18 protein-coding genes are annotated in these 13264 nt (G+C 69.3%); 11 read left to right on the top strand and 7 right to left on the bottom strand.

Annotated features, from left to right (window positions below; genetic code table 11):
* Window positions 1–2 precede the first annotated feature (2 nt).
* Window positions 3–491 carry a carboxymuconolactone decarboxylase family protein gene (locus OHU89_RS45455; RefSeq protein ID WP_405651713.1) on the top strand — a complete coding sequence of 163 codons (489 nt, stop codon included), beginning with the start codon at window positions 3–5 and terminating at the stop codon, window positions 489–491.
* Between the two features lie 67 nt (window positions 492–558).
* Here the strand turns inward: OHU89_RS45455 and OHU89_RS45450 are convergent, their stop codons facing one another.
* A complete protein-coding gene (locus OHU89_RS45450) occupies window positions 559–966 on the bottom strand; it encodes a RidA family protein (RefSeq protein WP_405651711.1) in 408 nt (135 codons plus the stop codon).
* 140 nt (window positions 967–1106) lie between these two features.
* Here OHU89_RS45450 and OHU89_RS45445 point away from each other — a divergent pair, with 140 nt between their 5' ends.
* The 3 genes from OHU89_RS45445 (at window position 1107) to OHU89_RS45435 (ending at window position 3393) form a co-directional block, all read left to right on the top strand.
* Window positions 1107–1487 (top strand): winged helix-turn-helix transcriptional regulator, encoded by a 381-nt coding sequence (locus tag OHU89_RS45445; RefSeq protein WP_405651708.1) that lies wholly within the window; start codon window positions 1107–1109, stop codon window positions 1485–1487.
* A 155-nt stretch (window positions 1488–1642) separates the two neighbouring features.
* A complete protein-coding gene (locus tag OHU89_RS45440) occupies window positions 1643–2641 on the top strand; it encodes an RNA polymerase subunit sigma-70 (protein ID WP_405651706.1) in 999 nt (332 codons plus the stop codon).
* A 5-nt stretch (window positions 2642–2646) separates the two neighbouring features.
* A complete protein-coding gene (locus OHU89_RS45435) occupies window positions 2647–3393 on the top strand; it encodes a DUF6069 family protein (RefSeq protein WP_405651704.1) in 747 nt (248 codons plus the stop codon).
* Window positions 3394–3562: 169 nt separating this feature from the next.
* On the opposite strand, the gene OHU89_RS45430 is transcribed toward OHU89_RS45435, so the two are convergent.
* Window positions 3563–4051: a DUF4982 domain-containing protein gene (locus tag OHU89_RS45430; RefSeq protein ID WP_405654930.1), complete on the bottom strand. Its 489-nt coding sequence runs from the start codon at window positions 4049–4051 to the stop codon at window positions 3563–3565.
* On the opposite strand from OHU89_RS45430, the gene OHU89_RS45425 reads away from it, so the two are divergent.
* Window positions 4004–4267 carry a hypothetical protein gene (locus tag OHU89_RS45425; RefSeq protein WP_405651702.1) on the top strand — a complete coding sequence of 88 codons (264 nt, stop codon included), beginning with the start codon at window positions 4004–4006 and terminating at the stop codon, window positions 4265–4267. The genes OHU89_RS45430 and OHU89_RS45425 overlap by 48 nt on opposite strands.
* Window positions 4268–4291: 24 nt before the next feature.
* Here the strand turns inward: OHU89_RS45425 and OHU89_RS45420 are convergent, their stop codons facing one another.
* Complete coding sequence (locus OHU89_RS45420) at window positions 4292–4702, bottom strand: hypothetical protein (RefSeq protein ID WP_405651700.1); 411 nt, start codon at window positions 4700–4702, stop codon at window positions 4292–4294.
* An 89-nt stretch (window positions 4703–4791) separates the two neighbouring features.
* Between OHU89_RS45420 and OHU89_RS45415 the strand changes: the two genes are divergently transcribed.
* Window positions 4792–5433: a substrate-binding domain-containing protein gene (locus OHU89_RS45415; RefSeq protein ID WP_405651698.1), complete on the top strand. Its 642-nt coding sequence runs from the start codon at window positions 4792–4794 to the stop codon at window positions 5431–5433.
* Between the two features lie 17 nt (window positions 5434–5450).
* Here the strand turns inward: OHU89_RS45415 and OHU89_RS45410 are convergent, their stop codons facing one another.
* Both OHU89_RS45410 and OHU89_RS45405 read right to left on the bottom strand, forming a co-directional pair.
* The gene (locus OHU89_RS45410) at window positions 5451–5906 is read right to left on the bottom strand and encodes a hypothetical protein (protein WP_405651696.1); all 456 of its coding nucleotides are present in this window, start codon (window positions 5904–5906) and stop codon (window positions 5451–5453) included.
* Between the two features lie 96 nt (window positions 5907–6002).
* A complete protein-coding gene (locus tag OHU89_RS45405) occupies window positions 6003–6791 on the bottom strand; it encodes a heparin lyase I family protein (RefSeq protein ID WP_405651693.1) in 789 nt (262 codons plus the stop codon).
* A 336-nt stretch (window positions 6792–7127) separates the two neighbouring features.
* On the opposite strand from OHU89_RS45405, the gene OHU89_RS45400 reads away from it, so the two are divergent.
* Window positions 7128–8228: a hypothetical protein gene (locus tag OHU89_RS45400; RefSeq protein ID WP_405651691.1), complete on the top strand. Its 1101-nt coding sequence runs from the start codon at window positions 7128–7130 to the stop codon at window positions 8226–8228.
* 50 nt (window positions 8229–8278) lie between these two features.
* Window positions 8279–8632, top strand: coding sequence for a VOC family protein (locus tag OHU89_RS45395; protein ID WP_405651689.1), 354 nt, complete (start codon window positions 8279–8281; stop codon window positions 8630–8632).
* 74 nt (window positions 8633–8706) lie between these two features.
* On the opposite strand, the gene OHU89_RS45390 is transcribed toward OHU89_RS45395, so the two are convergent.
* The gene (locus OHU89_RS45390) at window positions 8707–9492 is read right to left on the bottom strand and encodes a helix-turn-helix domain-containing protein (protein ID WP_405651687.1); all 786 of its coding nucleotides are present in this window, start codon (window positions 9490–9492) and stop codon (window positions 8707–8709) included.
* Window positions 9493–9562: 70 nt separating this feature from the next.
* Between OHU89_RS45390 and OHU89_RS45385 the strand changes: the two genes are divergently transcribed.
* Both OHU89_RS45385 and OHU89_RS45380 read left to right on the top strand, forming a co-directional pair.
* Window positions 9563–10381, top strand: coding sequence for a phytanoyl-CoA dioxygenase family protein (locus tag OHU89_RS45385; protein WP_405651686.1), 819 nt, complete (start codon window positions 9563–9565; stop codon window positions 10379–10381).
* Complete coding sequence (locus OHU89_RS45380) at window positions 10378–10689, top strand: hypothetical protein (protein ID WP_405651684.1); 312 nt, start codon at window positions 10378–10380, stop codon at window positions 10687–10689. The genes OHU89_RS45385 and OHU89_RS45380 overlap by 4 nt, the downstream gene beginning before the upstream one ends.
* Here the strand turns inward: OHU89_RS45380 and denD are convergent.
* Window positions 10665–11675 (bottom strand): D-erythronate dehydrogenase, encoded by a 1011-nt coding sequence (denD, locus tag OHU89_RS45375; protein ID WP_405651682.1) that lies wholly within the window; start codon window positions 11673–11675, stop codon window positions 10665–10667. The two genes, OHU89_RS45380 and denD, sit on opposite strands and share 25 nt — an antisense overlap.
* 374 nt (window positions 11676–12049) lie before the next feature.
* Between denD and OHU89_RS45370 the strand changes: the two genes are divergently transcribed.
* Window positions 12050–13249, top strand: a complete 1200-nt coding sequence (locus OHU89_RS45370; protein ID WP_405651680.1) for a serine hydrolase domain-containing protein — start codon at window positions 12050–12052, stop codon at window positions 13247–13249.
* Window positions 13250–13264 lie beyond the last annotated feature (15 nt).

Raw genomic sequence — 13264 nt, 5'->3', positions numbered from 1 at the left:
TCATGCAGATCGACATCCCCCAGGGCGCCGACCCCATCCTGCATGTCTGGGGCGACCTGGTGCCCGGGATCGGCCCGGCAGCCAGCGCGTTCTCCCTGGCCGTCTACGAGAACACGACCCTCGGACTGCGCGAGTTCGAGGCCGCCCGCCTGCGTATCGCCCAGATCAACGGATGCCTGTTCTGCCTGGACTGGCGCACCGAACGCGGCGGGGAGAAAGTCGAGGAGGGCTTCCTCGACGCGGTCACGCAGTGGCGCACCACGAGCGCCTTCGACGAACGGACCCGGCTCGCCGCCGAGTACGCCGAGCGCTACGCCCTCGACCATCACGGCCTGGACGAGGACTTCTGGGCGCGAATCAAGACGCACTACAGCCAGGCGGAGATCGTGGAGCTGAGCATGTGCATCGGCTCATGGCTGGCCTTCGGCCGTCTCAATCACGTCCTGGGGCTCGACACCGCCTGCACCCTGCCGTCGGTAAAGCATCCCTGACAACTGTGGCCTCCGGGCCGGACCGGAACAGCCACAGCCGACCGCGTCGGCGCTCTGAGGCACACGCTCAGTCGAGGACTGCGGTGGCTTCGATCTCGACCAGATGCTCGGGAACGTCCAGGGCCGCGACGCCGATCAGTGTGGCCGGCGGCACCGGAGTGAGTCCCAGTTTCGCGTTCGCCCGGGAGATTCCCTCCAGGAGCAGGGGCATCTTGTCGGCGGTCCAGTCGACGACGTAGAAGGTCAGTTTCGCTACGTCGTCGAAGGAACCGCCGGCCTCGCCCAGTGCGGTGGCGACGTTGAGGTAGCACTGCTCGACCTGCGCGGCGAGGTCGCCCTCGCCGACCGTGTTGCCTTCCGCGTCCCACGAAACCTGCCCGGCGACAAAGACCAGCCTCGAGCCGGACGCGATCGCCACCTGCCGGTAGACATCGATCTTCGGCAGGCCCTCGGGGTTCTTCAGCGTGATGGTCATGCTGTCCGTCTCCTTGTCCGGACTCCTGTGAGCCCGTGCTCGTCAGACCCGGCCGATGCGGTCTCTTGTGGTTACTAAGGAACCGTAGGAGAGTGAGCGGTGACATGGAAGAACGCACTTTTCGGTGACTGGGGAACCTCATGGTGACCAAGCAGCTCAGCGGCTCGACCGACGATGCCAACCTGCGTCGCGCCGACTCCCTGGCGCGGGAGATCTTCTCCGACGTCGCCAACAAGTGGGCACTTCTGATCATCGAAGCCCTGGGGGAAGGCACCCTGCGCTTCAGCGAGCTGCGCGGCCGGGTGGAAGGCATCAGCCACAAGATGCTCACCCAGAACCTGCGCATGCTGGAGCGCAACGGCCTGGCCGAGCGAACCGTCCACCCCACCGTCCCGCCCCGTGTCGAGTACACCCTCACCGAAGCGGGCCACGGACTGCGGGCGACGGTCGACGGCATGTGCGAGTGGACCTACCGCTACTTCCGGCACATCGAGTCCGCCCGGCAGCGCTTCGAAAGCTGACGATAGGCAGCCGGAGCAGGTGAAGCTCCCCGTAGGACCAGCAATCGACCAAGGATGAGAAGCGCCCAGCCCTGCCGACCGACCCTGGTGATGAGTTTTCGCGACCGCACCCGTCACACGTACGTCGGGACACGACTAGGCGGAAGGATGACGTGATGAGTGCGTACACACGGCCGGAGGAACTGGGCGGGAGCGGGCTGGGCGAGGTCGACGAGCCGGCGTTCTCGGGGCTGGCGGAGCGGCACCGGCGGGAGCTGCACGTGCACTGCTACCGGATGCTCGGGTCGTTCGAGGACGCCGAGGACGCCGTGCAGGAGACGTTCCTGCGTGCCTGGCGGCGGCGGGAGACCTTCGAGGGGCGGTCGACGTTCCGGGCCTGGCTGTACCGGATCGCCACCAACGCCTGCCTGGACCTGCTCGCCAAACGCCGCCCGGAGCCCGCGACCGGCGGCGAGGTGCTGTGGCTGCAGCCCTACCCGGACCGGCTGCTCGACGAGCTGCCCGCGGGCGACACGGACGAGCCGGAGAGCCTCGCCGTCGCGCGGGAGACGATCGAACTGGCGTACCTGGTCGCGGTCCAGCACCTCGCCCCGCGCCCGCGGGCCGTGCTGATCCTGCGGGACGTGCTCGGCTGGCCCGCGAAGGACGTCGCGGAGATCCTCGGGGACTCCGTCAACTCCGTGAACAGCGCGCTGCAGCGAGCCCGCGCCGGCCTGCGGGAGCACCTGCCCGCCGAGCGGCAGGACTGGACCGGCGGCGAACAGGACGCCGCAACGCGCGAGCTGGTGCGCCGCTTCACCGACGCCAGCGTGGCCACGGACATCCCGACGCTCGCCGCACTGCTGCGGGACGACGTCCGCTGCTCGATGCCGCCCACGCCGGGCCTGTACGTCGGCCGCGAAGCGGTGGTGAACGACTGGGTCGAGGACGGCTTCGAAGGCATGAAGGGCCTGCGCGGTGTCCTCACCTCCGTGAACCGGCAGCCCGCCGTCGCCTTCTACCTCTGGCAGGAGCGGGAGGCCGCGTATCTGCCGCTGACGCTCGACGTCCTGCGCATCACCGGCGGGGCGATCACCGAGATCGTCACGTTCCACGACGACCAGTTCCCACGGCTCGGACTGCCGGAGCGCCTGCCTGCGGACGGCACGGAGTAGTCCCGGTGTGGACGCTCACACTGCGAGGTGGCGCGCGGGTCGCGGTGGTCGCGGCGCAGTGGTACGACGCGTTCGACGTTGTCACCAGCGGGCGGGTGCAGCTGGAGCTGCGCGACGGCGAGCCCGGGCCGGTCCTGGGACGCGATGCCGGGTTCTGGCTCCGCGGCACCGGCGTCCGCGCTCTGCGCAACCCCGGCCGTCGCACGGCCAGGGTGCGCGTCGTCACCCCGGGTCCAGGACCGTCGCATGCCAGTCAGCACCCCCGTACGCCGGCTACCGAAGGATGGAGGAGCGGCATGAACGGCATGGATGACACCGGCATCGTTGCAGGCCCGGCGGTGTGCCCCACCAGCCACACCCACCGAACCGCCAGGCTCGCCGGCACCGGCTCCCTTGCCACGCTCGCAGCGATGGTGGCCACCACCCTGGGCGCGGCGCTCGCCCAGGGTGGTGGCGTCGACTTCGAGGTCCCCGACGGTGGCGAGAGGATCCCGTTGTCCGGGTTCACCGTGGTGACCGGCTTCTTCTCGGTCGTGGGCATCGTCATCGCCGCCGCACTTCTGCGTTGGAGCGCTCGCCCCGCCAAGCGATTCGTGTGGACGGCAGTGTCACTGACCGCACTCTCGTGGGTCCCGCCCCTCCTCTCCGGGGCAGACACCGCCACCATCACCGCCCTCATCGGGCTCCACCTCGTCCCTGCGACGGTGATGATCCCCGCCCTGGCGCGGAGCCTCCGCACCCTGCACCGTTGAGCGGTCAGGCGACCGATCGGCTCCCCGGGGTGCCCTGCTCGCCGCCACCGCCGTCGGACTGCTCGACGACGTGACGGACCCGCGCGCCGGCACCGCCGTGGTCAGACGTCACGAGCCCTGCCCCGACCGGGTCGCCGTCCTCGACGAGGCGTATGAGGTGTCGGGGTCGCTACCGTTCGGCGACGACCAGGACTTCGACCGGGTCGCAGTCGGGTGCGGACGCGAGGAGGCGGATCTTGCCGGGGCCGGTCTGGCGGAGGACGGCCAGGGCGCGGCCTTCGTAGGTACGGCGTTCGGTGGCGTCGAAGCGTTCCTCGGTGGCCGGGTCCGCGCTGCCGAAGCCCGACAGGACGACCGCGCCGGTGACTTCGAGGCGCACCGGGCGGTCGGCCGCGGTGTGGAGGGTGCCGACCGGGTCCGTCAGGGTGAGGGTGACGTACGCGAGGTCGCCACCGTCTGCCTCGACGACCGGGCGGTCGGCCTCGGCACGCAGTTCCACCGGGCCGGTCGCCGAACGCAGGGTGTGGCGGCCGGTTTCGATGCCGTCGCGGTAGGCGATCGCGCGGAGTTCGCCGGGCTCGTACGTCGTGTCGAACTCGGTGCGGAAACGGTGGTCCTCGCCCACCGGCTGCCGTCCCGACGAGCGGCCGTTGACGATGAGTTCGACCTCGTCGGCGTCGCCGTAGACCTCGACGGCGACCGGCTTGTGACGAGGTCGGAGGCGCTGATCGCGTTCATCATGTCGCCCGTGTCGGCCATCAGCGTGTTGATGCCTTTGTCCGCGTCCTCGCCCGTCCTCTCCTGTGACTGCCCGCGCAGCTTGCCCAGTTCGGACATGACGGCGAGCATGCCGTTCACCGCGTTGGTGACGTAGCGCGTGCTGTCCAACGACCGGACCTTATCGGCGAGTTGGCGCCCAGGAGTTGGACCCGGCATTCCTCGGCACGCGCGAAGGTCGCCGCGCCCAGAACTCCGTTGTCGTGGTGGACGCATGTGCCGCGCAGCTTGACCGTCTCGCCATTGATCCGCAGGCCGTGCTCGGGGTCGAGGCGCAGAACGGGGTGCGGACGTACAGGCGTTGGCGTACGGTCGCGGGCTCGCCCGGCAGCACCGTGACGTTGGAGACGTCGGTCGCGACGATGTTCCCGTCGGCATCGCGGATCTCCGTGACGACGTCGGCCGTGCGGACCGCGATCGAGTCGTTCTCGACCCTCGTCGCGACCTCGATCACCGCCCGCTCGTCGTCGACGTCCGGGGTGGTGACACGGACTCCGTCGGGCGCGATACGGACCACTTCGCCGACGAGCATCCACGTGTCGCGGTAGACGCCCGCGCCGGTGTACCAGCGCGAGTCGCGATGGTTCGCGCCTCGACGCGGAGCTCGCCGCGCACGATCACGTGCTGCTGGTGCTGCACGGCCACCTCTCCTCGCAGGCCCTCTCCGACGTGGCCCAGGCCGTCTCCGCGCGGGCCGTGATCGACCTCGGCGACTCCGGCCGCGCGGACGCGATCGCCGCCGACACGGGGACCTCCCTCACCGCGTTCTCCGCGCAGGCCGACGTCCCGGTCGAGTACCTCGCCGGGCGAGGTCACCGGCACATCGCGACCGTCCTGCCGGACACCCCTGAACTCCAGTCCCTCGCCGGTCTGCGCGAGCGGCCGATGCGGCGGGCCGCTGAATCCGCGGGCCTGCCCGAGTGCCCGGCCCTCGTCCTTCCCGGCGACCTCGGCGCCGCCGAGGAACGGCTGCGGTCCTTCCGTGCCGAACATCCCGAGGTGACCGCGCTCGCCGCATACAACGACGACGTCGCCCTCGTCACGCTGGCCGCGATGCGGCACATCGGCCTGCGGGCACCGGAGGACCTCGCCGTCATCGGGTTCGACGACACCCCGCACGGAGCACTGTTCTCGCCCGCTCTGACCACCGTGCACATCGACGCGGAAGCCCTCGGCCGCATCGCCGCACGCACCGCCCTGGGCCTGCCGGCCGCCGACGCCACCCTCGAACCGGCACACATCATCGTCAGACAGTCCGGCTGAGGCATCAGGGGCGGGATTTACTCCTGGCGGGAGCTGCCGAACTCTCCATCAGGTCCAGTCAGCGAGGCTGCGAGGCGGGTGGCGGTCTTCTCTCCCGCTCGCTGCTTGACCAAGCCCTCTTTGGCAGCCGCGCGAAGCCTCACCGCCGAGCTGTCCTCTGTGCCCTTTGTCACCAACACAGTGACCACCACGGGATTCAGGCTGCCAAAACCACCACCGACGACGACACGCATCATCTCCTGGTCCCTGCCGTCCCCGATACGCATGGACACCACCGGCTGCCCTCCCCCTCCGAGCACTCCGGCGACGCGCTCCACGGCATCGCCGAACGGCAACGGGATGACCAGGTCGATCTCGTGAACGTTCTTCCTCATCAGCTTGGCCACAAGTCCGGTCAAGCGACCGCTGCCCCCGCTCTGGGCACCCAGTGCAGCAAGCTCGTCAGCCAGAATCTGGTCCTCGTCCTGGTCCATACGCCCCGCCCTTCCCTGCCATACCTGTCCGCGGAATCGGCCACACGCAGTTGAGCGGGAGCACGCTTCCAGGCTCTGGAGGAGAGTACGTGCCCGTCAGACGAGTTGATAGCCGCGCATGTTGCTGAGCAGCAGGTAGCAGTTCTGGAGGGAGCCTGACGTGTCGCCCAGGGAACGGTAGATGCCCCACTTCGGGCGGACACGGTCGGCGAGGAAGGTGTCGATGCCGGTGCGGGACTTGTCGATGACCGTGGTCGAGCCGTTCTTGAGGATCCAACGCAGGGAACCCGCCGAGCCGTTGCCGACCTTGATCTGGAAGTCGACGTCGATCCATCTGTCGTGCAGCGGCTCCAGTTCGGTGCGGCCGATGAGGATGTCATCGGTGAACTGCTTCAACTCGATGGTCTGGACGCCGTTCACGCGGCGCAGCGACTGTACGACGACGGGCGAGGAGCCGGTGCCTGGCTGCTTCATCTGCATGATGTGGGTGAAGCTGGTGGTCGCCTTCAGGGAACTCGGTATGTACATCGAGTACGTGACCCGCCAGGTCTGGCCCTCGGTCCACTTGAGGTAGTTGCTGCCGCTGCCATTGCGCAGGCCGGTGACCTCGTGACGCTGACGGTCGGTGGAGGTGTCCCGGTCGACGGTGTGCATGTTGAAGCGCCAGTTGTTGCCCGTGGCGTAGATGTGCGGCGAGGCGGATGTGTGCGAGTCGGCGCGGTCGTCCTCGATGGTCTCGAAGGCGCCGAGTCCGTCGCTGCTCGCCGACGGGGACCACTTCAGCTGCCAGGAGGCGGCGTGCGCGGTGGACGCGGGCAGACCGACCGTTGCGGCGGCCGCACCGCCGAGCGCGGCGCCGAGAAGGGTTCTGCGCGTGGTGCTCATGACCGTTCACCTCGTCGTGAGTGGGGGGTGGACGTGCACGGATGCATGGCGGGGTCGCGAGCACAGCAGTCACTTCATGTCAGTTCATGGATATGACCAATGTTCACTCACGCATCTGCCAGCGGAGTACAGGGTGGCGCCCCGACAATGCCGGGTCAATGGTCCAGACCGATAAGCCCGAGTCCTCAGGACGGTTTCCGGCCAGAGTGCCGAGTTCGGTTATCGCGACGGACTCTCGGGTGACCTGAATGATCTATCGCCACGGCGGCCGCCGACTCGTGCCAGGATGCGGCAATGGTGTGGCTGAAAAGACGTGGGACGTGGACGCTCAGGCTCGTGACCGCGGTGAGTGCGGCGGTCGCGGTGGCCGCCTGCGGTGCGGCCGGCATTGACGACGGGGACTCCGGGGGCCGTGAGGCGAAGTACAAGCGCGTCATCGAGGACCCGCACCCACGGCCCGCCGACGTCATCGAGGCGGCCGGCGCGCCCACCGGTGTGGTCCGGGCGGACGACGGTTCGCTGCTCCTGTCGTACGACGTCCTCAACGTCGAGGACGACGAGGGGCCGGCCGCTTTCGCCTGGCGCATCGTCGGACCCGACGGCCGAACGGTCGCCGAGCACGCGGAGCACGGGAATGCGGAGGCGGTGCGGACCGCGTTCAAGGGGGTGAGCGGGGGCTTCGTGCGAGTGCCCTCTGGAGAGGGGGCGGACGGAGCGTACTTGCTCGACGTACGCGGCAAGCGGCACAAGGTCGTCACCACCGACACGCCGATGCGCACCCGGCCCGGCGACATCCTGCTCGCCGAGCTGGAGCCCACCCTCGTCTACCGCCCGGCCACGCGCACCGTGGCGCCCCCGGCCGGGGTGCCGGACGACGCCATCCTCCTCGCCGTCGACGAGCGGGGCACGGTCTGGAGCCTGGAACAGTTCCTCACCGATGAGCCCAACCGTGTCGTATGGCAGCGCGACGGTCGCACCCTTGGCTCCAGGGCTGCCCCTAAGACGTACTCCGACGCGGGAGGCATCCTCGTCGCAGGGGGCGGCACCGCGGCGCTGTCCCTCACCCAGGACGAGGACGTGCGCGGCCTGCTGGTGACGACGGACGACGGCGAACACTGGCAGACGGTCCGCGACGGTGGCATCCCCTGGAAGACCCTGAAGGGTGGCCCGGTGTCGCTGTTCCTGGAGCTGCTCACAGACGGGCGGCTGCTCGTCGGCGAGGAGGGCGGCCGCTACTGGCTCGCCGACGACCGCACCAACCGCGCCTTCCACGAGCTCAAGACACCGGCACCATTCACGTCGCTCGCCGTCGACGGCACGACGCTCTACGGCATCGCTGACTCGACGACGGCGACGTACGGCCTGGTCAAGGGCGAAGGGCTGTGGATCTCTCAGGACGACGGGCGCGAGTGGCAGCGGTACAAGCAGCGCCGATAGCAGCACTGCGGTGCCGGCCCTCGCAAGAGCCGTCCTGGCAAGATGGCGGCATGGAACGTGTGCTTGGTATCGGTGGCTACTTCATGCGAGCGGATGACCCTGCGGCCCTGAGTGCGTGGTACCGCGATTGTCTGGGCCTGGACGCCGATGAGCACGGTATGTGGCGTCAGGATGCCGGGGTGACGGTGTTCGCCACGTTCGAGTCCGGGACCGAGTACTTCGGGTCCCGGACGCAGCGAACCATGCTCAACTTCCGGGTCCGCGACCTGGATGCGATGCTCGCGCAGTTGCGTGCCAAGGGAGCCGATGTGGCCGAAGAGACCCAGGACATGGAGGGTGTCGGCCGATTCGGTTGGGTGACCGATCCCGAGGGCAACCGGGTCGAGCTGTGGCAGCCCGCCTGACCTCGTCGTCACGCAGGCGGTGACGTGTTGTCGCAGACTGCCCCGACATGCCTGCTCCCCCGGACCCGCTCCGCTCACCCACTCGCCGCCTGCCGTACCGCCCGCGGTGAGGCGCCCAGTTCCTTGCGACAGGTCTTGTTGAACGCCTGGAGGTCGGAGATGCCGACCGCGGCCGCGATCGCCGGGATGGCCAGGGTCGAGGCGATGAGGAGGTGCCGGGCGCGTTCCATGCGGCGGTGTCTGATGTAGCCGACGACGGTGGACCCGGTGTCCTCGCGGAACAGCCGGGTGAGGTGGGTGTGGGAGACGCCTGCGGCGCGGGCGATGGCGGGGATGTCCAGGGGGCCGGCCAGGTGCTCCTCGATGTGGGCGATGGCCGTGTGCAGGGCGGGATGCCGGGGGCCTGGTCTGTTGTCAGCGGAGCCGGTCAGGGTGGTCGTGCGCCACAGCACCGTCCACAGCTCCGCGGAGGCGCGCGACGGGGACTGTGTGCTCGCCGCGACCGTCTGCCTCAGCAGCCCGCTCAGCGCAGCCGCCTCCGCACCGGCATCCTGCATCGCCGGGAGGCGGCGCCGCTCTCCGTCGCCGGGCAGCCGGAAGTGGGCGTAGAGATGCTCGCAGCGCGGGGCGTCGTAGTGGAAGTGGACCTCTGTGTCGGGTGGCACCAGGCTCACATGGCCAGGCCGGATCGGGTGCGAGACGCCGCCGAACTCCAGCGTGCCGGAGTAGCTGTACAGATGGAGCTGCCACAGCCTGGGCAGCCGGAAGACCTCGTGCGGACCGGCCGACCCGTGCACGCCCACGCCCGCGTTCGCCACGTGGGGCGGCTGATCGAGGGCGAGCTCCACCTGTTGTTGCATGGTGGAAAATTACCAGTACTCGCTGATTACAGCCCACGACAGGGGCAGCGATGACTTTTACGTTCGTCGTATGTCAACCACACGACAGCTGTTGAACTCCGTCGAGGTGGCGCGGTTCGTGGCTCACGGTTTCCTGCGCCTGGACGGCATCGTGCCCCGGGAGATGAACGAGGAGGCGCTCGGCGTCTTCGCCGCCGGGCTGCCCGCCGTACCGTACGGCACTCCCGTGCCGAAGGCGTTCCCCGAGGGCTCCTTCGCCCGCCGACTCGTCGAACTCCCCGCTGTAGCAGGCGCGTTGGAGAGCCTGGTGGGAGCGGACCCGAGCGTCGACCACCACTTCGTACACACCCGCGAACCGCACGAGGGCAGCGCGCAGCCGCTGCACGCCGACGCCCTCATCGATGTGCGGCCCGACGCGTTCGACGTGCAGCTCATGTACTACCCGCAGGAGGTCACCGCGGACATGGGCGGCACGCTCGTCGTACCGGGCAGCCATCTGCGCCGTACCAACGAATCCGACACCGGCCGTTACCAGAACCTGCTCGGCCAGACCCGGCTGACCTGCGCGGCCGGCACCGTCATGCTGTTGCACCACGGCATCTGGCACGGCGGGCGTCGCAACGACAGCGAAACCGTCCGCCACATGTACAAGATCCGCTTCAACCCGACCGTGCCCCAGGTTCGGTTGTGGGACGTCTCGGACCTGGACTCCCCCGCCGTGCCCTCCGAACTGGGACACACCTTCCCCTGGTACGAACCGGCCACCGGCCGACTGGAGATCCACAACCGGATCCAGCTGTGGCGCACCCTGACCGGCGACCCGAGCTTCGACATCGACCACTGGGCCACCCGTATCGCCAACCGGCCCGCCCTGAGGAGCCAGGCATGACCATCGCCGACAGCGAGACGACCGGGACTGCCGCCCGCACCACGCGCCAGCAGGTGCTCGTCCTGTACCTGGCCACCTCCGCCCTCGACTCGAACGTGGTCGGCTGGGCCCGATACGACGGCACCGGCACCACCTCCCCCACCACCGGTGACAGCGACGAACCCCCGTACCGCACTGGCGTCGCCGCCCTGCAGGACGGCTGGCGGCTCTTCCAGGCCGCCCAGCTCATCCCTCCGTATCCGGGGGCGGAGCACGAAACGTCCTTCCTCAAGCATGAGTTCTTCTACGAGAAGCTCGTCGACCTCTGAGATGCCGCGAGGTACTCCCGCACCACCGAGTCGAAGCTAGCGTCGGGCAGCAGGCGCAAGTCAGCCGCGCGACGGTTGTCGAAGACAGCGGGCCAGGAGCCGACGACGGCCTCCACAGCCGGATCAGGTGCGAGGGTCACAAGATCGGCGGCCGGAGCGCCCGCCACTCTCCGCAGTGTGGCGAGCATGTCGGCCACCGAGACGGTCAGACCGGGCACGTTGACCGGCGTCGCCCCCTCCACTCGTCCTGGCCCGCTGCCGCGCTCGGCTTCCGCGATGCGGAGCACGGCCTCGATCGTGCTCCGCGGCGAGGCCAGGGCCACCTTCAGTTCGGGGGCGACGGGGCAGACGGTCGGCCGTCCGGCGAGCGGCTCGCGGATGATGGCGGAGACGAAACCGGAGGCGGCAGCGTTCGGCCTGCCCGGCCGTACCGCGACGGTCATCAGCCGGGCCACGCGCCCGTCGACGAAGCCGCGGCGGGTCATGTCCGCGATGAGGTGCTCGCACATCAACTTCTGTGTGCCATAGCTCGATTGTGGTGTCGGCAAGGTCGCCTCGCTGACCATCGGCGGGAGCCCTCCCGTCGGCAGCGGGCCGTAGACGGCGAGGCTGCTGGTGAACAGCACCCGCGCCACCGGCCCGCCGCTCGCCGACTGCTCCCGCGCGGCCTGCAGCAGCGCACGGGTGGCGTCCACGTTGACGCGCATCCCGAGGTCGAAGTCGGCTTCGCACTCGGCGGACACCGCCGCCGCGAGGTGGAACACCACGTCCACCGGCTCCGCGAACACCTCGCCGAGGTGGTCGACCAGGTCGCCGTCGACCATCTGCACGAGCGGGTCCCCGGCCGACGGACCATCGGGCCAGGCAACACGATCGACCAGCACCAGCCGGGTGACCGGTGCCGCGGCGAAGGACCGCGTTCGTAGGAGTTCCCTCACCAGCAGGCGTCCCAGAAACCCGGACGCCCCCGTCACGACGACCCTCACCCGCCACTTCCCCTCACCAGACAACCGGCACGTCTCACGATGGCGCACCCCGCCGCTTCGCGACACCACACCCCGTCTGCTTTCGTGTACGGACATCTGGCCGACCGGCGGTCGATCAGCCGACAGCACACGCCGGCGCAGCGAACCGGCGCGCGGCCGTACGCAGTCCGACCCGCACGGCTTCGCTGGGAAAGGGGTAGCCGAGCGGGCCGGGCCGACGCGCCGCTGACGTGCCACGTTGTAGTGCGTCCCAGCGACCTGAGCGGCGCCGAACGGGTGGACTTGTACGGAGGGCGGCCGCGCGCGGGACCGGCTCCAAGGGCGCGAATGGTGACGTGGCCGCCCCGACCCAGACCTGGAAGAGGCACCGAGTCGTGAAACGTACCTCCGCCCGACGTGTCTTCGCCGCAGCGCTGCTCGTGGCGTCCGTGCTGGCCCCGATGGCGGCTGCTCCCGCCACGGCGGCACAGGCCGTCGCCTCCCACCAATCCCGGCCGGACGACTGCCCGGCGTACGAACTCGACCCCAAGCTGGCCTCGCGGCTGGACAAGGCCATCGAGAAGGTCCGTAAGCAGGCCGGCATCCCCGGCGTGGTCGCCGGGCTGTGGATGCCGGGCAAGGGCAGCTACGTCCGCGCGACCGGCGTCGCCGACACCGCCACCCGCAAGCCGATGACCTCCGATGTCTTCGTCCGGATCGGCAGCGAGACCAAGACCTTCACGGTCACCGCGCTGCTCAAGCTCGTCGACGACGGCCTGGTCGGACTCGACGACCCGATCTCCGACTACATCCACGGCGTACCCAACGGGCACCGGATCACGTTGCGCCATCTCGCCGAGATGCGCAGCGGCCTCTTCCCCTACACCGAGGACGCCGACTTCGTGCACGATCTGCTGAGCAACCCCAAGCGCTCGTTCACCCCTCGGGAAGTGCTGGCGTACGGCTACAAGCACAAGAACACCTTCGCGCCTGGCAAGCAGTTCGAGTACTCCAACACCAACCTCGTCCTGCTCGGCCTCGTGGTCGAAGAGGTGAGCGGGCACCGCCTCGCCGACTTCATCGAGAAGCGGGTACTGCGTCCCGCCCACCTGTCCCACACGCTGTTCCCGCGGGGCTTCGAGTTCCCTCGGCCGCACCCCCGCGGCTACACCAACCAGACGCTGACCGGTGAGGTCGCCGACAGCACGAACTGGAACCCGAGTTGGGCCTGGGCGGCCGGAGCGATGATCTCCAACCTGCACGACCTGCGCCGCTGGGCGAAGATCGTCGCCACGGGCACGCTGCTGCGGCCACAGACCCAGGAACAGCGTCTCAAGATGCTGCCCACCGGCCACCCCGGCACCAGCTACGGCCTGGGCATCTTCAACAGCGACGGCTGGATCGGGCACAACGGCTCCATCCCCGGATACCAGACCGTGACCGTCTACCTGCCCTCGAAGAAGGCCACCTTGGTGTTGATGCTCAACACCGACATCTCGTACCAGGGCCAGGAGCCGTCCTCGCTGCTCGCCCGGGCGATCACCGAGATCGTGACGCCGGACAACGTCTACGACCGACCGCTCCCCACGAGCTAGCGCCCAACTCCCGCC

Source organism: Streptomyces sp. NBC_00019, from assembly GCF_045041015.1.
Lineage (GTDB): Bacteria > Actinomycetota > Actinomycetes > Streptomycetales > Streptomycetaceae > Streptomyces.
The sequence above is the reverse complement of the archived record's forward strand: the minus strand, read 5'-3'. Positions and strand labels throughout refer to the sequence as shown.